This window comes from Gemmatimonas sp., from assembly GCF_031426495.1.
Classification (GTDB): domain Bacteria; phylum Gemmatimonadota; class Gemmatimonadetes; order Gemmatimonadales; family Gemmatimonadaceae; genus Gemmatimonas.
In genome coordinates this window covers 55032-74795 of sequence record NZ_JANPLK010000014.1, presented here as the reverse complement: position 1 = coordinate 74795, position 19764 = coordinate 55032, and the positions used below count along the sequence as shown (strand labels likewise).

At 66.3% G+C, this 19764-nt stretch carries 17 protein-coding genes; 16 read left to right on the top strand and 1 reads right to left on the bottom strand.

What is annotated here, in order from left to right; translation table 11 throughout:
• The first annotated feature begins 26 nt into the window (after positions 1-26).
• The 10 genes from alr to RMP10_RS04445 all read left to right on the top strand — a co-directional run bounded on the left by alr (position 27) and on the right by RMP10_RS04445 (position 12622).
• Positions 27-1172, top strand: a complete 1146-nt coding sequence (gene alr, locus RMP10_RS04490; protein ID WP_310569220.1) for an alanine racemase — start codon at positions 27-29, stop codon at positions 1170-1172.
• On the top strand, positions 1169-2350 hold the full coding sequence (locus RMP10_RS04485) for a phosphopentomutase (RefSeq protein WP_310569219.1): 1182 nt from the start codon (positions 1169-1171) through the stop codon (positions 2348-2350). The genes alr and RMP10_RS04485 overlap by 4 nt, the downstream gene beginning before the upstream one ends.
• On the top strand, positions 2347-2745 hold the full coding sequence (gene cdd / locus RMP10_RS04480; protein WP_309670958.1) for a cytidine deaminase: 399 nt from the start codon (positions 2347-2349) through the stop codon (positions 2743-2745). Before RMP10_RS04485 ends, cdd begins: the two co-directional genes overlap by 4 nt.
• Complete coding sequence (locus RMP10_RS04475; protein ID WP_310569218.1) at positions 2738-4033, top strand: hypothetical protein; 1296 nt, start codon at positions 2738-2740, stop codon at positions 4031-4033. The genes cdd and RMP10_RS04475 overlap by 8 nt, the downstream gene beginning before the upstream one ends.
• Positions 4030-5196, top strand: a complete 1167-nt coding sequence (locus RMP10_RS04470) for a hypothetical protein (protein ID WP_310569217.1) — start codon at positions 4030-4032, stop codon at positions 5194-5196. Before RMP10_RS04475 ends, RMP10_RS04470 begins: the two co-directional genes overlap by 4 nt.
• A 3-nt stretch (positions 5197-5199) precedes the next feature.
• Positions 5200-6579: a tRNA (N6-isopentenyl adenosine(37)-C2)-methylthiotransferase MiaB gene (gene miaB, locus RMP10_RS04465; RefSeq protein WP_310569216.1), complete on the top strand. Its 1380-nt coding sequence runs from the start codon at positions 5200-5202 to the stop codon at positions 6577-6579.
• A 93-nt stretch (positions 6580-6672) separates the two neighbouring features.
• On the top strand, positions 6673-9132 hold the full coding sequence (locus tag RMP10_RS04460; RefSeq protein WP_310569215.1) for a DNA internalization-related competence protein ComEC/Rec2: 2460 nt from the start codon (positions 6673-6675) through the stop codon (positions 9130-9132).
• A gap of 205 nt (positions 9133-9337) precedes the next feature.
• Positions 9338-10417 (top strand): class 1 fructose-bisphosphatase, encoded by a 1080-nt coding sequence (gene fbp / locus RMP10_RS04455; protein ID WP_310569214.1) that lies wholly within the window; start codon positions 9338-9340, stop codon positions 10415-10417.
• A gap of 15 nt (positions 10418-10432) precedes the next feature.
• Positions 10433-12028: a methylmalonyl-CoA mutase family protein gene (locus RMP10_RS04450; RefSeq protein WP_310569213.1), complete on the top strand. Its 1596-nt coding sequence runs from the start codon at positions 10433-10435 to the stop codon at positions 12026-12028.
• 69 nt (positions 12029-12097) lie between these two features.
• Positions 12098-12622 (top strand): hypothetical protein, encoded by a 525-nt coding sequence (locus tag RMP10_RS04445; protein WP_310569212.1) that lies wholly within the window; start codon positions 12098-12100, stop codon positions 12620-12622.
• Between the two features lie 176 nt (positions 12623-12798).
• Here RMP10_RS04445 and RMP10_RS04440 read toward each other — a convergent pair whose 3' ends face one another.
• The gene (locus RMP10_RS04440; RefSeq protein ID WP_310569211.1) at positions 12799-14844 is read right to left on the bottom strand and encodes a hypothetical protein; all 2046 of its coding nucleotides are present in this window, start codon (positions 14842-14844) and stop codon (positions 12799-12801) included.
• Between the two features lie 43 nt (positions 14845-14887).
• On the opposite strand from RMP10_RS04440, the gene RMP10_RS04435 reads away from it, so the two are divergent.
• From RMP10_RS04435 to RMP10_RS04410, 6 genes are read left to right on the top strand one after another with little or no spacing between them, the layout of a single operon-like run.
• Entirely contained in the window at positions 14888-16198 is a 1311-nt protein-coding gene (locus RMP10_RS04435; protein WP_310569210.1) for a hypothetical protein, read from the top strand.
• A gap of 27 nt (positions 16199-16225) precedes the next feature.
• Complete coding sequence (tyrA, locus tag RMP10_RS04430) at positions 16226-17359, top strand: bifunctional chorismate mutase/prephenate dehydrogenase (RefSeq protein ID WP_309670949.1); 1134 nt, start codon at positions 16226-16228, stop codon at positions 17357-17359.
• Positions 17359-17865, top strand: coding sequence for an MOSC domain-containing protein (locus RMP10_RS04425; RefSeq protein WP_310569209.1), 507 nt, complete (start codon positions 17359-17361; stop codon positions 17863-17865). Before tyrA ends, RMP10_RS04425 begins: the two co-directional genes overlap by 1 nt.
• A complete protein-coding gene (locus tag RMP10_RS04420) occupies positions 17862-18302 on the top strand; it encodes a hypothetical protein (RefSeq protein WP_310569208.1) in 441 nt (146 codons plus the stop codon). Before RMP10_RS04425 ends, RMP10_RS04420 begins: the two co-directional genes overlap by 4 nt.
• Positions 18303-18334: 32 nt before the next feature.
• A complete protein-coding gene (locus tag RMP10_RS04415; RefSeq protein ID WP_310569207.1) occupies positions 18335-18778 on the top strand; it encodes a hypothetical protein in 444 nt (147 codons plus the stop codon).
• A 37-nt stretch (positions 18779-18815) separates the two neighbouring features.
• On the top strand, positions 18816-19682 hold the full coding sequence (locus tag RMP10_RS04410) for a carboxypeptidase-like regulatory domain-containing protein (RefSeq protein ID WP_310569206.1): 867 nt from the start codon (positions 18816-18818) through the stop codon (positions 19680-19682).
• Positions 19683-19764 lie beyond the last annotated feature (82 nt).

The following is a 19764-nucleotide window of genomic DNA, read 5'->3' as shown; positions in this document are numbered from 1 at the left end:
CGTCGTTGGCTGCTTAGGATGTGCGAGTGACCGCGACAATATATCCCGCCATTGATCGCGCCTGGCTCGACGTGGATCTCGAGGCGGTGCGCCACAACGTCCGTCAACTGCGCGCACGGGCCGGCGTGCCGCTGATCGTCATGGTCAAGGCGAATGCCTATGGCGTCGGGGCCGTGATGGTCAGCCGGGCGCTGGGCGTGCCCTTCGATCGCACGCCGGCGGCCCCTGATGCCCCGTGGGGGCTCGGGATCGCGTCGCTTGACGAAGCGGCGGAACTGCGCGACGCCGGATGCCGGGGGCGTATTCTCTGCCTCACGCCGCTGCTGCCCTCGGAGTTGCCTCGCGCCCATGCCCTTGGAGTGCGACCGGCCTTGCATCGCGTGACGGATATCCGTGCCTGGGCCGCGGCGGGGCAGCAGGGCGGTGAACGGCGACCGTACCATCTGGCGATCGACACCGGCATGGCGCGAGCCGGGGTGCGCTGGGATCAGGTCGACGAACTCGGCGACGTGCTGCGCGAGCATCCGCCCGAGGGCGTGTTCACGCACTTTCACTCGGCCGACGAAGACATCGACTCGCGAGACGAGCAGGACGCGCGTTTCGTGGACGCCATGCTGGCCCTCGGTGACGCCCTCCCGCCCAACGTACTCCGGCACAGCGACAACAGCGCCGGCATCGCCGGTCGCACGCGGCTTTCGCCCGGCTCGTTGGCCCGTCCCGGCATCGCCGTGTACGCCGGCATGTTCAGCGAATTACTCGGTCTCCGGCCGGTCGTGCATTTGCGGGCCCGCGTCATCGACATCCGCGACGTCGCCCCGGGCGAGACGGTGAGCTACGGTGCCACGTGGACGGCCGCGCGACCGTCGCGCATCGCCACGATCTCCGCCGGGTACGCCGACGGATATCGACGGCAACTGTCCAATCGCGGTGAGGTTCTGATCGGTGGGGTACGCTGCCCGGTCGCGGGTCGTGTCACCATGGACATGATCATGGTCGATGTAACCGACGTGCCGTGTGCCGTCGGCGACGTTGCCACGCTCATCGGCAGCGACGGGACGGACACGGTCAGCGCGGAACAGGTGGCCGAGTTGGCCGATCTGTCTCCCTACGAACTGCTGGTCGGACTCGCCCTGCGCGTGCCCGCTCGGCCACTCTCACTGAGCCCGTCATGACCGGATCCACGAATCGCCGCGCAATGGTCCTGGTGCTCGACGGCGTCGGCTGCGGTGAGGCCCCGGACACCGCGGCCTACGGCGACAGTGGGAGTGACACGATCGGCAACGTGGCCCGGGCGGTCGGCGGCCTCGACCTGCCCAACATGGCGCGTCTGGGTCTTGGACACATCGCGCCCATTGAGGGCGTCGAGCCCGTCGTGCATCCCATCGGTGCCTGGGGTACGCTGATTCCCCGTTCGTCGGGCAAGGATTCAACCACCGGACATTGGGAGCTCGCGGGACTGCATCTTCCGAAGCCGTTCCCGACCTACCCGCAGGGTTTCCCTCCCAGCGTGACCGAGGCGTTCGAGCAGGCGACCGGTCGTCCGGTGATTGCCAACTGCGTAGCCAGCGGGACGGCTGTGATCGCCGATTTCGCTGAGCTGGCCCGGGAGGCCGGGGCGTGGATCGTGTATACCTCGGCCGACTCGGTCTTCCAGATCGCTGCCCACGAGGAGTGGATCCCGCTCGAGAAGCTCTATCGCGCCTGTGAAATCGCCCGAGCGCAGCTGGTGGCGCCGCACGATGTCTCACGCGTCATCGCCCGCCCGTTCGTGGGAACTTCGGGGGCCTGGAAGCGTACCGCCAACCGGCGTGACTACTCCATGCAGCCGCCCGGCGAGACACTGCTCGACGCCCTCGCCGCGGCGGGGATTCCGCGGGCCGGGGTGGGAAAGGTGGACGACCTGTTCGCCGGTCGCGGCATCACATCCCGGCACACGGTCGACAACGCGGACGGGATCTCGGCCCTTCTCGAGTGGCTGAATTCGGCTCCTCGTGGGTTCTGCTTTGCCAATCTGGTAGATTTCGATCAGTTGTTCGGGCATCGCAACGATGTCCGCGGTTTTCAGGGGGCGCTCGAATCGTTCGATCGCGCCCTGCCCAGCCTGCTGGCTGCACTTCGGGAGGACGACCTGCTCTTCATTACCGCCGATCACGGCAACGATCCCACGACGCCATCCACCGACCACGCGCGCGAGCGCGTACCGTTGCTGGTGGCCGGCGCGCGGGTGCGCGGTGGGAGCGTGGGAGAGCGCGATACGTTCTCGGATCTGGGTGCGACGGTGGCCGACTGGTTCGGTCTCTCGTGGCGCGGCCGCGGCACGTCGTTCCTGCCGGGCCTTTTGCACGCATGAGCATCGCTCATCTGCGCACCGCGGCAGACGCGGCGCGCGCGAATGCGTGGTGTCCGTACTCGCACTATCCCGTGGGCGCCGCGCTGGAGACGGACGACGGGCGCGTGTATGCGGGCTGCAACGTGGAAAACGCGTCGTATCCGGCGGGGACCTGTGCGGAGCGCGTCGCGCTCGGTGCGGCGATCGCCGATGGGGCGCGTCGGTTTGTGCGCATTGTGATCACGTCGGCGGCGGCTGCGCCGACGCCACCGTGTGGAATCTGTCGACAGGCGCTGGTGGAGTTCGCCCCAGCGCTCGAAATCTTCGCCGTGACGCCCGATGGGCTCACGGCGTGCTGGTCGCTGGCGGAACTGTTGCCCGCGCCATTCACGCCTGCTTCGCTCGAGAATGCCTGAGCGCGTTCGCTTTACCTCGTGGCCGCGTTTGCGCAGCCCTCTCCTGATGTGTGGACTCGTGCTCGCGGCCGTCACGGCCGCGGCGTGCACGGAGTCCCTCGACGGTGGCGCTGCCTGCCCGTCGTTGTGTCCGTCGAAGGCGGAGTCCTTCCGCGATACCATTGTCGATGTGGTCGTCCTCGACAGCTCACTGTCCGGCTATCCGGCGCTCGGGCTGTCGCCGTACATCCTGATCGCCAATCGTCCTGACACGGTCGTCACCAGCGCCATCCTCCGCTTCGATGCGTTGCCGACGGTGTTCAGTCCGAACAAGGGCACGACGGTCGACTCCATCACGGCGGTCGACTCCGTCTATCTGCGATTCCCGCTCGACAGCACCGGACGCCGCGGCACGACGCCCGTGACACTCGAAGTGTATGACGTGGACACCACGGCATCCGATTCGGTCACATCGGTGGTGCGCTCGCTCTTCCGGCCGGATCGTCGGATTGGCTCGCTGGTCGTTACGCCGTCGGCGATCGGTGACTCGATCCGCATTCCGTTCTCCAAGACGGTGATGGCGGCTAAGATCGCCGCGAAGGGACGTCTGCGACTGGGCGTTCGTATTCGCGGTGGATCGGGCCAGCTTCGCGCGGTGGCCTTCGTGGCCGGTGCGGGTGCCCCCACGGTCATCTTCGATCCGAGCACCGACACGACGTACGCGCCGCAGCAGATTTCGCCAAGCACGATCCTACCGAATTCCACCGCCGATGCCGAGCTGGCGTACGCGGTGTACATGATCAGTGATCTGGCGTCGCCGCCGCCGGGTGCGAACACACTGCTGGTCGGTGGCTTCCCGGCGTACCGATCGTATCTGCGATTCAACGTGCCGTCGCGCATCACCGACTCGAGTACCATCGTGCGCGCGGAGGTACTGCTCACGCAGCGGGCCTCGACGTTCGGCAATGCGGCGGATTCAGTTGGTCTCTTTGCGCTGGTGCCGACGACCACCAATCTCGTCACCGACCTGCGCCGTATTCTCGATCTCGCGGCGGCCGGCTCCTTCGCCGGCGTCGACTCCACACTGCTGCTGCCGTCGTCGGCCGGCGTGCGCGCGGTGAACGTGCTGGCGCTCGCGCGTACGTGGCGCACGCTGCCGTCGAATGTGCCGCGCGCGATCGCGTTCAAGATCGCGCTCGAAGGCGCGCAGCCGGCCGAGTTGCGCTTCTACTCCAGCGAAGCGCCAGCCACGCTGCGCCCGCGCCTGCGAATCACTTATCTCCCGCGTTCGGAGTTCGCCCTCCCGTGATCCGCTCTCGACTCCGATCTCTCGCATCACCCACCTCGCTCGCGTGGTTTGCCGCCGTGGCGATGGCCTCGACCGCCAGCGCGCAGGGCTCCATCGGCACGCAGGGTTTCGGCTATCCTGTCGGCGGTGGCAGTGTCCGCACCAACGGCACGGGCGGCGCGTTTGCTGAATTCGATGCGCTCACGCCGACCAACCCGGCGGCGCTCGGTGGTATCGCCCGCACCGTCATCACGGCGCAGGCCGAACCCGAGTTGCGGAAGCTCACGGTGAACGGCGTGAGCGAGAAGAGCACGCTGCAGCGCGTGCCGCTCATCATGCTCATCTTCCCGGCGCGTCGTGGCGTGGCGGTCGGTCTGAGCGCCACGAGCTTCCTCGATCGGACGTTCTCGACCACGACGACCGGCAGCGCATTGATCGACGGCAACACCGTACCCACGACCGATCAGACGGACGTGCGCGGCGCCATCAACGATCTCCGCGCCGGTGCCGGCTGGCAGGTGTCGCCGCGCTTTCGCGTTGGCATCGCGGGTCATCTCTACACGGGTGAGAACCGCGCCACACGCGAGCGCACGTTCGCCGATACCCTGGCCTTCGGCAGCGTACTCGATTCGTCGCGCGTGACGTACTTCGGCACGGCGCTCTCCGTCGGCGGTGAGGCCACGCTCGGTAAGGGATTCACCGCGATGGCGTCGTACCGTCGGGGCAACGAAATCAACGCCCGGATCCGCGACACCATCGTGTCGAAAGCCAGCGCGCCGACCCGCACCGGCGTGGCCCTGCGCTACGACGGCATCGTCGGGTCGGTGTTTGCCCTCGGCATGGAGCAGATCTCGTGGTCCGACATGGCCTCGCTGGGATCGGCAACCACCACAACGACGGACGCCATGAACTGGCACGCCGGCGCCGAAGTGGCGGGCCCGAAATTCCGCGGCTTGCCGCTGCTCGTGCGCGCCGGTTACGCGCGAAATGAGCTGCCGTTCGGAACGCTCGGACAGGTCGCCAAGGAGAATCGTCTCACGGCGGGACTGGGCGTGCCGGTTGCCGGTGAAGACGCGTCGCTCGATCTCTCGGTACAGCGCGCGAACCGCACGATGTCCGGCAGCGGCTTCAAGGAATCAGCGTGGTTGCTCGGCATCGGCATTCAGATCCGTCCGCGGAACTGATCGATGAGTGACCTGCCCGTGACCGAGGCGCCCAACGGGGCACCACGCCCCACCGTCTACATCGAGACGTACGGCTGCCAGATGAACGTGGCCGATTCGGAACTCATGTACGGCAAGCTCGTGGCCAGCGGCTACGACGCGGTGGATGTGCCCGATGGCGCCGACGTGATTCTCGTGAACACCTGCGCCATCCGCGAGAACGCGGAAACGCGCGTCATCGGCCGGCTCGGCGAGCTCAAGAAGTTCATGCGCGCCGGCAGCATCATGGGCGTCACCGGCTGCATGGCGCAGCGGCTTGGTCCCCGCGTGCTCGAACAGGCTCGGCATGTGTCGATCGTGGTTGGTCCCGACGGCTATCGCGCATTGCCAGCGCTGCTCGATGGCGCGCGCCGCGGGGAGAAGTTCACCGCCACGGATTTCGATCTCGAAGAGCACTATGAGGATGTGGTCGCCCGTCGCTTTGAAGGCGTGAAGGCGTGGATCCCGGTGCAGCGCGGCTGCGACTATCGCTGTACGTACTGCATTGTCCCGACCACGCGTGGTCCTGAGCGGAGTCGCAAGCTCCACGAGGTCGTGCGCGAAGTACACGAGGTCGTGAACCAGGGTCTCACGGAAGTGGTGCTGCTCGGTCAGACCGTGAACTCGTACAACGACGGCACCCACGATTTCGCCGATCTGCTGCGTGCCGTCGGCGCGGTCGATGGCATCCGTCGTGTGCGCTACACCAGCCCGCATCCGAACGACTTCTCCGATCGCGTGATTGCGGCGATGGCCGAAGTGCCCACGGTGTGCGAGCACATCCATCTGCCGATGCAGAGTGGCTCGACGTCGATGCTCAAGAAGATGCTGCGTCGCTACTCGCGCGAGGACTATCTCGCGTGCGTGGAGCGCATGCGGGCGGCGATTCCCGGCTTGGCCCTGACCACCGACATCATCGTCGGCTTTCCGAGTGAGACCGACGAGGAGTTTGCCGACACGCTCTCGCTCTGTCAGGACGTGCGCTTCGATGATGCATTCATGTTCAAGTTCTCTCCACGCGAAGGGACGCCGGCCACACGCATGCCCGCCGAGTGGACCATCCCCGACCATCTCGTGGCGACGCGCTTCGAGCTGCTGCTGAAGACGGTGCGTGAGATCTCGCGCGAGAACAACATGCGCCGCCTCGGCGACACCGTCGAAGTGCTCATCGAGAAAGTGGCCCGCGACGGCGAACTGCTGCAGGCGCGCTCCCGTGATTTCAAGACCATCATCGTACCGGCCGACGCCGGCGCGATCGGCGACTATCTCACGGTGACGCTGAGCGGCACGACTGGCGCGACGTTCATGGGCACGCCGGTCGTCGAGTCGACCGAACGCAAGCCACTGCCGATGATGGCCGGGTAGCGCCCGACTCCGGTGCGCGTACAGGGCGTTCCTTCGGGTACGCGTGCGAGATTTTGATGCGGCATCACCCACGAGAGTTCGACACCGTGCGTGATGCCGCTTCTTATTCATGCCGCCGGCTGGTGGCTGGTCGGCCTGTTCACGGGTGCCTGGCTGGGCGACGCCGCGCGGTCTGCCTGGTTGGCGCCCGCCGCAGGCATAGCAGTATGGACGTTCGTCGCCACGGTGCTGGTGATCGCGCTGCGATCGGCGCGCCGTGCGCCTGAGACGCGTCTGCTGCAGGGGGCGGCGCTCGGGAGCATCGCGCTGGCGGGCGTACTGGCGAGCGCGGCGGCGGCGCGCGACGCGCGCGTGTGTCGATCGGCGGCCGTCGCACATCTGGCACGCGGTGACGCCCTCACGCTGGTGTTCGATGGTCCACTGTCCGAACGAGAAGTACCAAGCCACCTCGGGACGCGTCGCGCACCGCGCCGCCCGGCGGTCTCGCCTGCTGCGCGCGGGCGCGGCACCGTGCGCTTCACGTTCGCACGCCGCGCCTGTCTCGTGCTGTCCACCGTGCGGCTTCCCGCGGACCTGCCACGTCCTCTGGCGGCTGGAGAGATCTCGCGCGTGACCGGGCGCGCGCTGGCCACCGATCGCGGTGTTCGCATGACCATCGACACGGTCGTGGCGATCACCGGGCGCGACTGGCTGCGCGCCGCGCGGGGACGAGCCGGCGGCACGATCGATCGGTTGTTCGGCGAACGGGCGCCGCTGGTACGCGCGCTGGTGATCGCCGACCAGGACGGCATTGCCACGGCCGTGCGTGATCGCTTTGCCGACGCGGGCCTCGTGCACATGCTGTCGGTGTCGGGGATGCATGTGGCCATCATCGCGTCGGCGCTGCTCACGATCACCACCGCCATGCGTCTCCCGGCCACGGTCGGTGCCGTGGCGTCGCTGGCGCTTATCCTTGCCTACGTCGCCATGCTCGGCGCGCCCGCCCCGGCCGTGCGCAGCGCCGTCATGTTGCTCACGGTGATGCTCTCCACGGCGTGGCAACGTCCGCTGCACGAATGGACCGCACTCGCGCTCGGGGCCGTGATCCCGACCGTGGAGCCGTTGGTCGTACTCGATTTGGGCTGGCAGTTGAGCGTGAGCGGCATGGCAGCGCTGGTGGCCGCCAGAGCCATCCTGCGACGCTGGCAACCCTATGCCCTGTCGTTTCCGGCTTCATCGCGCGGCGGTACCTCCGGGACGTGGCGCGGCGCGGTGCGGAGCGCGCAGCGCTGGCTGGTCACGCGACGGGGGATCTCACGATGGCTCGTACGCGAAACGATCACCGGTGTGGTCGCCACCGTCGTCACCGCACCGCTGATTGCGTGGACGTTCGGACGCGTGAGCGTGCTGGCGCCGGTGACGAATATCCTGGCGGGTCCGATCGTGGCGTTTCTGCAGCCGGCACTCTTTCTGGCACTGCTCGCCAGCCCGCTGGATCCGATGGCGCAGGTCATCGCCGATGCGAGCGCTTTACCGATTGCGCTGCTCGACCAGATCGCCGCCGCGGCGGCCGCGATGCCCTTTGCCGTCGTGCATGTCGCGCCTACGCTCGCCGCCGCGATCGGTGCGGGGGTGGCGTCGGCGGCCGTCGTGCGGGCCACGGCCGCTCGACGTGCCGGCCCGTGGCTCCGGATCGCGGCGATGGCGCTGGTGCTCTCCGTCTGGCTGCCCACGGTCACCGTCGGTTCTGGCGTCCTGGAGGTGCACATGATCGATGTGGGGCAGGGTGACGCATTCGCGATCCGGACGCCGCGCGGTCGGTGGGTGCTCATCGACGCGGGGCCGTCATGGAATGGCGGCGATGCTGGTCGCCGCGCGGTGATCCCGTACGTACAGCGTCGCGGAGGTGCGGTTGCCCTCATGGTGCTCTCGCATGCGCACGAGGATCATGTGGGCGGTGCCGCCAGCGTGATCGCGGCGCTCTCCCCGAAGCAGTGGTGGGAGCCCGCGTTCGTCACCTCGAGCAACGGCTATCGCAAGGCGCTCGTGGCGCTTCGCGGCAGCGGCCAGCCGTGGCGACGCGTGCATCCCGGCCAGCGCTGGCAGCTCGACGGGGTGTCCATCGACGTGCTCGCACCCGACTCCGCCTGGACAGCGGCGCAGCACGACGCGAACGAAACCTCTGTGGTGCTCCGGGTCTCGTACGGGCGACGGCGATTCCTGTTTATGGGTGACGCCGAGCAGCAGGAAGAGTCGTGGCTGCTCGACCGACTGCCTGAAGGCGCCTTACGCGCCGACGTGCTGAAACTTGGGCATCATGGCAGTCGCACGAGCTCCGGGGCGGACTTTGTGCGTGCGGTCGACCCCTTGGTGGGCCTCGTCTCCGTCGGGGCAGGAAACAGTTACCGGCACCCGTCGCCGGAGGTGCTGGAGCGCTTTGCCGGCCGGCGGGTGCCGCTGCTGCGCTCGGATCTTGAGGGGACGGTCGTCGTGTCCACCAACGGGCAGTGGCTCGACGTCTCCGCCCATGGCGACCGCTGGCGTCTCCCGGATCGCCGGGCCGTGCCGCCTTGAGCGTCATTCCCGGCGCCAGAGCGCGGCGCGGCTCTTGCCTGAGCTTGCCCACGTAAGCCAGTTTCCACAGGCCGCGACGCGCACGCTCTGTTCGCCGCGATTCCGTCAACTGTCTTTACGTGGGTCTCGCGCTGATCCTCCCCGGATCGGATCGAACTTCTGTTGCTGCGCTCCTGCGCGCCCGTCTCCCCCCAGGAGTAGAACCGTGGTCAGGCATACTGCGACTTCCGTCGTCACGATCGAACGCTTCATCATCGAGCAGGAGCGCATGTTCCCCGAGGCCACCGGCGAACTCTCCGGCATCCTCTACGACATGGCGCTCGCCGGCAAGATGATCGCGAACAAGGTGCGAAGCGCCGGACTCGCGGACATTCTCGGCGCGACGAGCGACGTGAACGTGCAGGGCGAGGTCCAGCAGAAGCTCGATGTGATTTCGAACGAGATCATCGTCAAGGCGTTCGATCATGGCGGCCGGTTGTGCGCGATGGCATCCGAAGAGGAGCCGGACATCATCCACATTCCCGAAGGCTTCCGCGCCGGCAAGTATGTGCTGCTGTTCGATCCGCTCGACGGTTCGTCCAACATCGACGTCAACGTGCCCGTGGGGACAATTTTCTCCGTCTATCAGAAGATCACGCGCGGCGCACGCGGCGAGATGGAAGACATGCTGCAACCGGGCCGCCGACAGGTCGCCGCCGGCTACGTGATTTACGGATCGAGCACGATGCTGGTATACACCACGGGGCAGGGCGCGCACGGCTTCACGCTCGATCCGTCGATCGGCGAATTCCTGTTGTCGCACCCGAATATCCAGATCCCGACCCGTGCACGGTATCTGTCGGTGAACGACGCGTACGAACAGGATTGGCCGGAACCCACGCGCGCGCTGATGCGTCGCTATCGCGGGCTGGACGGTCAGCGTGCGCCGCTGAACGTACGCTACGTGGGATCACTCGTGGCCGACTTCCATCGCAACCTCCTCGGCGGCGGCGTCTTCTGCTATCCCGCCAACGAGAAGGCGCCCAAGGGCAAGCTGCGGTTGTTGTACGAGGCGAACCCGTTGGCGTTCATCGCCGAACAGGCCGGTGGTATGGCCACGAATGGCTTTGGTCGCATTCTCGATGTGCAGCCCACCGAACTGCACGAGCGGACGCCACTTTATCTCGGCAGCAAGGCCGAAGTGGAAACGGTGGCGGAGTTCCCGCTGCCGCAGTACGTCGCCCCGGGCATTCCCGAGCGGCGTGGAACGCGAACGGCGGTACCGACTCCGACAGTCGCGTCCTGATCGCTACATTGGGGGATGAGCGAGCGACTCTCCCCCTCCGGCATTCCGATCCCCGGCGTCGTCCGTCCGGACGACGTCCACGTTGATTACGTGCGTGACCTGGCCGATCCCGGTCAGTTTCCCTTCACGCGCGGCGTGCAGCCCACGATGTACCGCGGTCGTCTCTGGACGATGCGCCAGTACGCGGGCTTCGGCACGGCGCGTTCCACCAACGAGCGATTCCGCTTGTTGCTGGAAGCGGGGCAGACCGGACTCTCGGTCGCTTTCGACCTGCCCACGCAGATGGGCATCGACTCCGACTCGCCGCGCGCGAGTGGAGAAGTCGGCCGCGTTGGCGTCGCCATCGATACGGTCGACGACATGCACGTGCTGCTCGACGGCATTCCGCTCGACAAGGTCTCGTCGTCGATGACGATCAACTCCACGGCGTCGACGCTGCTGGCGATGTACATCGTGGTGGCCGAGGAACGTGGCATTGCCCGCTCGGCGCTGTCGGGCACGGTGCAGAACGACATTCTCAAGGAGTACATCGCGCGCGGTACGTACATCTATCCGCCCGATCCCTCGCTTGCACTCACGGCCGAGATGTTCCGCTTCTGCGCGGCCGAAGTGCCGCAGTGGAATCCGATTTCGATCTCGGGTTACCACATCCGCGAGGCCGGCGCCACCGCGGTGCAGGAAGTGGCGTTCACCTTTGCCGACGCCATCGCCTACGTACAGCAGGCGGTCGACACCGGTCTCGCCGTCGATGCCTTCGCGCCGCGCTTGTCGTTCTTCTTCGCCGCGCACAGCGACCTGTTCGAAGAAGTCGCGAAGTTCCGCGCCGCGCGTCGGTTGTGGGCGCGGCTGATGCGCGAGCGCTTCGGCGCCAACGACACCAGCTGCAAGCTACGCTTCCACACGCAGACGGGCGGTGTCACGCTCACTGCGCAGCAGCCGCTCAATAACGTGGTGCGTGTCACCGTGCAGGCCCTCGCGGCCGCGCTGGGTGGCACGCAGTCGCTGCATACGAATGGCTATGACGAAGCGCTGGCGCTGCCGACTGCCGAAGCCGCCACGCTCGCGCTGCGCACGCAGCAGATCGTGGGCTACGAGTCCGGCGTTGCGCAGACGGCGGATCCGCTCGCCGGCAGCTGGTATGTGGAGCAGCTCACCGATGCGGTCGAAACGCGCGCGCTCGAGTTGCTGGAGCGGGTCGACGCGCTCGGTGGCGCGGCCGCGGCCATTCGCGCCGGCTTCTTCCAGGAGGAGATCGGACGCAGCGCGTACGAGTACCAGCTTCGGGTCGAAGCGGGCGAAACCGTGGTGGTGGGCGTGAATCGCTTCGGCGACGGACAGGATCCGCCGATCATTCCCGCGCCGGATTTCAGCGCGCTCGAAGTGGGGCAGGTGGCCGGCTTGAAGCAGGTGAAGGCCTCGCGCGACAACCCGGCCGTACAAGCCGCGTTGCAGGCGATCACCGATATCGCGCCGGAGTATCTGCCGGCCCATGTCGGTGCGCGCGCGCCACTCATGCCGCGGATCATCGACGCCGTGCGTTTGCGCGCATCGGTCGGCGAAATTGCGGATACGCTGGAGAAAGTGTGGGGGCGATATCAGCCGACGATGTGATCAGCATCGCGATCGGTGCGGCACGGGCTGTGCAACCCGTGTCCGCACCTTTCACGATGGAGTACTTACATGGATACCGGACGCGACTTCCTTCGCGCGCAGCTCAACAATGCGATCTCGCAGCACAACGCACTGATCGGTAGTCTTCGCGATCACGCGGGGCAGGCCGACGATCCGACCTATCGTCAGCTGTGTGACAAGTACATCCCGATTCTCGAGCAGCACCAGGGAATGCTCGAGGCGTACGGCACATCGATCGGATCGGACGGCGGAAGCGGCCTCAAGAACGTGCTCGGCTCGGCGCTCGGCAAAGCCCGCGATGCCGTCGATGCCATGCGCGGCACCGACTTCCTGCGCGTCGTCGGCGACATCGTCATGATTCGCCAGGCCCAGGACACGTTCGCCACGTTCGCCGTGGCTGGCGAGCGTCTCGGCGATGCCCGGTTGGCCGAGCTTGGCAACAGGGGCGAGCGGGAGCATGACGCCATGCAGCGTGACTTCAATGCGTTCTGTGCCGATTCCTTTGTACAGCACGTGCAGGGCACGGTTGTGACGTCCAGCGGCGATCGCGAATCGACATCGGCGCGCGTGTAACTCGCGAACGGCAACCGCAACGGCGGGAACACGGATTTCAAAACGATTCCACCGATTCCACAGATAAGCAAAATCGATTGATCAACGACGCCAGCGCGACGCGTCGTTTCGCTTATCTGTGTGATCAGTGATATCCTTTTCCATCCGTGTTCCCGCTGTTGCTGTTGCCGTTGTCGTTACGGCGTAATCGCTTTCGCCTTCGGCTCCAGCTTCGCCGACCACAGTCCGGAATTGAAGTCGGTGAACAGCACCTGACCCTTCCACGGCATCGCGTTCATCACGAACGGGGCGTTGGCGGTGAAGGCCTTTGGATCATACGGCTTGAACACGGCGATCTCGCGCTTCTGATCTGCCAGGTTGCCCATGAGCTCACCACTCACGTCGACCACGCGCACGCCGCCGTCGTAGTAGGCCTGATACAAAATATCGTCTTCCACGATGATGTCGTGCGCGCCGTAATCCTCGAGGTGATAGCGACCGACCTTGCGCGGATGCATCGGATCGGTGGCGTCCACGATGTGCACGTAGCCGCCCGATGTCTGCGCGATGCCGCCGGCGCTGCCGAGTGTGGCGCCATAGTTCGTGCCCTCCCAGACGCGGCCGGCGCGGTTCATCTCCTCGTCGCCGAGGAAGAGGTACATGCGGCCCGTCGACTTCTGGAAGTATGGATAGATCTCATGGCCCGAGTTGATCGGGAAGACGTTGATCAGTTTCGGCTTCTCGATCGTGCCGCCGTACTTCCCGTTGCCCACGTCCACCATCACCGCACCCACGCCGCCCTGCGCGGAGTAGGCGATGCCGTCACGCACCCAGAGGTCGTGGATGCGCGCGTTCGGGTGTTGATACTCGCTCACGTACTTCGGCTTGTAGATGTCCTTCACGTCGATGATCACATACTTCTGGCCGCCGGAGATGGCGAACAGATGATCGTTCGTGGCGAACATGTTGTGCACGCCGCCGGTGAGTTCCTGATCGAACGTCGACGCGACCTTGGGGTGCGCCGGATTCGCGAGGTCGAGGATGACCACGCCGTTCACGCGATTCGAGGCGCCTTCGCGCGCCAGCACGCCATAGCGGCCATCGGGCGAGACCGTCACGTCGTTGATCGTACGCGCATCGATCTTGATGGAGTCCGTCTTCACGATGTTGTTCATGTCCGTGATGTCGAACACCATGCCGTACCCGTCGCCGCCCCACGTGCCCACGAGGCAGTAGTCGCGTCCATCCTTGCCCGTCCACGGCCACAGGTCCGACGTGGCGGTCCTCGCGATGCTGCCGCGGCCGGTGACCGTGATGCGACGTACGACGTCACGCGGCTTGGCTTCGAGCACCTTGCGCGCTGTCACATTACCCGATTGTGCGAGTAGGGTGAATCGGCCCGGCGCGTTCGCCGTGAAGCGTCCCCAGTCGATGATGCCGGGGCCACCGGGCGCGACCGTCGTGTCGTCGGGCGTGTAGGTGTAGCTCCACGTGATCACGGCATCCTTCACCGGAGCGCCGCTGGCCGTGCGCGCCATGGCGTTGAGATGCACCACCTGTCCCGTCAGGATGACATCTTCCCTGATGTCGAGCGCGAGCGCACTGACCGGGTTCGTGGCGATCGTATACGTCCGGCTGGCGCGAACGCCTTCCGACTCGGCGCTGATCACCACCGTGCCGGCCTTGAGCGCGGTCACGGTGCCGAAGCGATCCACCGACGCGATGGCCGGGGCGCTGCTGCGCCACGTCGGCATGAGACCCGCGCGCAGACTGCCGTCCGCGTGCGTTGCCGCCACGCGATGGCCAAGCGAGATGCCGGTGTACAGCCGGCCCGAGTCCGCCGTAATCGTGAGCTTCGACAGCGCGGGCCACGTGATGAGCACTGGAATATCCAGCGCGATCGGCCCCGTGGCGCCGGCCGCCGTAGCGGTGGCGGTGTATGAGCCCGCGCGGAAGGCGCGGACCTGGCCATCGCTGAACGCCACCGCCTGACGTGGTCCGCCGACACGCACCACGGCGTCCGGAATGACCTTTCCGGACGCGTCGTACGCGGTCACCTTGAACGGTTGCGACTCGCCCGCGCGGATCGTGACCTTCGCGGGTTCCGCCACGAGCTTGGCAATGACGGCCGGCGATGCAGTCTGCCCCGCGGCCGCGCCAGGAGTCGCGACGGTGACCGCAAGCGGTATCGCCAGGAATAGGGCGGTCGTCGTGACGAACCGCCGGGTGCGCGCTACGTTCATACTGTTGTCTCCAATGGGATAGTTCCTGCCGAGCCCCGCGATCATGCCTCTCGTTCCAAGCCCTCGCAAGACGTGGCGCACTGTGTACGCCGCCGTCGTCTTCGCGGCGAGCACGACCCTGCCGCCGCCCGCACCGCTGGCTGGCCAGACGAAGCCCGTCTTCGCACCGGCCCCCGTTGAAGCGCCCCTCGTCGACTACTGGGTGTATGTAGGCGCTGAATCGGCCGACAAGATCTATCGTGTGCGATTCGGGCCCATGGGGACCGTGGTCGAAAAGTCGATCGGTGTCGGGGAGTTGGCGGCGGAGATGGAGGGACCGCACGGCCTCGCGATCTCGCAGGATGGCAAGTACCTGCACCTGACCACCGGGCACGGATTCCCCGATGGCAAATACTGGCGCTACGCACTCGGTCCCGACACGCTCGTCGGTCCTGGATTGCTGTTGGGTAACTTCCCCGCGTCGATCGACGTGACACCCGATGGCCTCTACGCGCTGTCGGTGAACTTCAATCTGCACGGCGACATGATCCCGTCCACCGTGTCGGTGATCTACACACCGAATCACACCGAGGTTGCGCGCATCGTCACCTGCACCATGCCGCACGGCAGCCGTGTGTCGCCGGACGGTATGCGGCAGTACTCCACCTGCATGATGGATGACCAGCTCGTGGAGGTGGACACCAAGGATTTTGTGGTGTCTCGCCGGTTCTCACTGGCCAAGGGCAAGGAAGGGCCGCTGGCGCTCACTGCGACCACCACGATGGGCCCCGGTATGGCGGGGATGGATCATGCGGCGATGGGGCACGATATGGCCGCTCCCGGCGCGGCGAAAAAGCCAAATGCTGGCCCCACCATCGATCCGGCGCAGGTTGGGCGCGCGGGGATGGGCCTCGAGAAGCACACAATGGCACCCGCCTCCTGCTCGCCCACGTGGGCACAACCGTCGGCCAACGGCACGAAGATCTACGTGGCCTGCAACAGGGCCGATGAGATCCTCGAGATCGATACCAAGTCGTGGGCACTCACGCGGCGAATGAAGACTGGACGTGGCGTGTACAACCTGGCCGTGACCGCCGACGGCAAATTGATGGTGGCCACGCTCAAGCAGGGCAACGCCGTCGAGATCTTCGATCTCACCACCGGCGCCAGTGTCGCGCAGGTGCCTACGTCGAACCGTCTCGCGCACGGCGTCACCATCAGCTCGGACTCGAAGTACGCGTTCGTGAGCAGCGAAGGGCAGGGATCGCAGCCCGGTAAGGTCGATGTCATCGATCTCACGTCGCACGCGAAGGTGGGCACCGCCGATGTCGGACCGCAGGCCAGCGGCATCGCGTTCTGGAAGATGACCAGGTGATGCCATCCTTCACCGAGACACGCGATCGTGGCTGACACGCCGCGTCCGCTGCCCGTGGTGCGCGCCATGATCGATGCGCTCGATCGTGACCTGCTGCAGATCATGGCGAAACGCATGGCGCTGGTGGCGGAGGTCGCCGCCTACAAGCGCCAGCACGGTCTCAAGATCCGTGACGCGAGTCGCGAGCGCGAGCTGTTGCGGGATCGACATGAACACGCTCGTGAGCTCGGGCTGCCCAGCGACGAGATCGAATCGATCTTCCGGCTGCTCATGCGGTCGAGTCGCGATCATCAGGCCGCGCTGCGTGCCGAAGTGCCGATGGATGCCGCGTCGTATACGATCGCAATCATCGGCGGCCACGGCCGCATCGGTCGCGTGATGGCGCGCCTGTTCGGCGACCTCGGTCATCGCCTGCTGCTCGTCGACACCGACACCACGTTGCGTGCTGAGGAAGCGGCCGCGGTGGCGGACGTGGTCGTGGTCAGTGTCCCGATCGATGTCACCGACGGGGTGCTTCGCGCCGTGGGCCCGCATGTGCGCGACGATGCGTTGCTGATGGACGTCACCAGCGTGAAAGAGGCGCCGCTGCAGACGATGCTCGAGGTCACCAGCGCGAGCGTGGTCGGCACCCACCCCATGTTCGGACCGAGCGTGCACACGCTGCAGGGCCAGCGCGTGGTGATCTGTCGCGGGCGCGGCGATACCTGGGCCGATTGGGTCGCGCAGTCGTTTGCCGCACGCGGACTGGTGATCACCGAAACCACCGCCACGCTGCACGATCGCGCGATGTCGGTGGTGCAGGTGCTCACGCATTTTCAAACGCAGGTGCAAGGGCTCACGCTCAGTCGCCTCGGGCTGCCGTTGGCCGAAACGCTGCCGTTCACCTCGCCGGCGTACCTGCTGGAGCTGTACGTGGCGGCGCGCCATTTCGCGCAGGACCCGGCGCTCTACGGCTCGATCGAAATGCGGAACCCGCGCACGGCCGACGTCACCTCCGCCTTCGGACAGTCCGTGCACGACGTCGCCGATATCCTCGCGCGTGGCGATCAGGTCGCGTTCTCGCGCCTGTTCGATGACGTCCGCCTGTTCTTCGGTGACTTCACCGCCGAAGCACTCGAGCAGTCCAGCTTTCTCATCGATCGCATCGTCGAGCGGGCCTGATGTCCGAACTCGTAGTGCCACAGGGTGTCATCGAACAGATCTGGCTCAAGCGCGCCAAGCGCGGGCCCATGGATCCGGTCGCGAGAGCACACGTACGTACGGAGCGTGGACTCGTCGGCAACGCCAATCAGCGAGGCCGCCGGCAGATCACGTTGCTCGAGGCGGAACGGTGGGCCGAACACCTGACCGCGCTGGGACGCGAACACGACGAGTCGCTGGGCCCGATCCGGCGACGCGCCAACGTGCTCGTACGCGGCATTCCGTTGGTGAACTCACGCGGGCGCGTACTGCGCCTCGGCGCGGTGCGCGTGCTGATCGCCGGTGAAACGAAGCCGTGTCACCAGATGGATGAAGTGTTCCCTGGGTTGCAGGCCGTGATGCGGCCAGCGTGGGGCGGCGGGGCCTTCGCCATGATTCTCGCCGACGGCGACATCGCCGTCGGCGACGCGATCCGTTGGGATGACACATTGGAACCGCCCTCGCTCTTCGATCGCGTGCCGGCATGAGCGCGCAACGGAAAGCACTGCTCACCCGCTTCCCCGCGGTGCGCTGGTTCCGCGCGCTCGAGGATGGCGTCTTCCGCCTCGCCAGCGAGGCGGAGTATCGACTCAAGATCACGCCGCGCACCACGAAGATCGTACCGAACACGTTCGATCGACGCATCGTGCGCCTGTTCCTCATCGTCGTGCCCGTACTCGTCGGCACGATCTTCGTCGATGGTCGGCCCATGCGCGCGCGCGTGCTCTTTGTGATCCTCGTGCTGGCGGCGCTCGCGCTCGCGTTCATCTTCGTGGCGGATGCGTTTCCTGGGCAACGGGGTAGCACGTCTCGGCCGTCGCCACCACGCCCTCCGATCAAGTCCCCACCGGTCGGGCAGTCGCCCGCCAAGCGCCCGCCGCCTGCCAAGGGGCCAGCCCCGCGTCCTCCTGCTCGTCGTCCGTAGTCTCCTTGCTCGTCCCCGTACCGGAGTTCTCGATGCCCCGCCGCACGACTTTCCGCTGGATGGCGCTCAGCGCCGCACTCGTCGGCAACAGCGCCGTCCTCTTCGCCCTCGCCCGGCCAATCACCGATTACGTCGCTACGCTCGCCGGCAAGGACGGTCGGAAGGTGCATGGCACCGCGACCGTCACGCCCACGAAAGACGGCGCCGGTACCGAAGTCTCGGTCACGCTGGCCGACGACACGCCGGGAGCGACGCGCCCGTGGCACATCCACACCGGCAGCTGCGAGAAGGGCGGCGGCGTCGTAGGCGGAGGACGAGCCTACGCGCCCATCGTGATCAGTGACAAAGGGCAGGGTGCCGGGAAGGCGACGCTCGCCGTCGCGCTCGCCGACACGACGACCTACTACGTCAATATTCACGACGCCGCCCAGGCCATGGGCATCATCGTGGCCTGCGGTGACCTGAAGAAGAAGTAGCGCGAAGCGAGCGTTCATCCACCTGTTGCTCTAGTCCATGACGAATATGCCAAACTTTTCTCGGCGCGTCGGTACGTCCGTTGCCATCGCAGCACTGTACGCCCTACCGTTTATGGCGACGGAGCTCGGCGCCCAGCAGCGAACGACGGTGCTCGATCGCGCGGCGCAAGAACGCGATCGCGCCGCCGCCGCCGCCCGACGCCTAGCCGGCGCGCAATCGGTGATCGATGGCGTCGTCACCGATACCCTGCTTCGCCCGTTGGTCAGCGCCGACATCTCCGTGGTGGGCACCTCCGCGCGCGTCGTGACCGGAGAGAACGGCCGATTCCGGATGTTGCAGGTACCACCCGGGCAATACCTCATCGTCGTCCGACGAATTGGCTTTGCGCCCACCTCCGGTATCATCGACGTCCGTGACAACGACACGCTGCGGCTGACCTATTCCCTCACCCGTTCCAACAGTCTTTTGGACACGTTGCGCATCAAAGAGCGCCGCGTCGGCATGCGCATGCTGGGATTCGAGAAGCGCCGGCTCATCGGCCAAGGACAGTTCATCACGCAAGACGAGATCGATCGTCGCGGCTCCCGTGAAGCCTCCGATTATCTGCGGAACACGCGCAGTGTCGAGGTCTCACGGATCACGGATCAGCAGTTCGCCGGAACCGTGGCCTTGTCGCGTCGGGAAGGCGGGAGTCTGACCGGCGACGGGGCAGGTGCCTGTCCCATGCAAGTCCTGCTGGATGGCATTGTGTTGCCGCGATTCTTCAATCTCGACCTGCTGCCACCGCCTCGGCAAATTGCCGGTATCGAGATCTATAGCGGACCGGCGACCACCCCGCCTGAATTCAGCGGCCCCGATCGACGCTGCGGCATCATCGCCGTCTGGACGCGCGACGGCTACTGACTAACGCTCTCCCGACTGTGAAAACGCCCCCGTGAGAAGACTCTCACGGGGGCATTTCCCACTCCGTACTTCGTACTCCTTA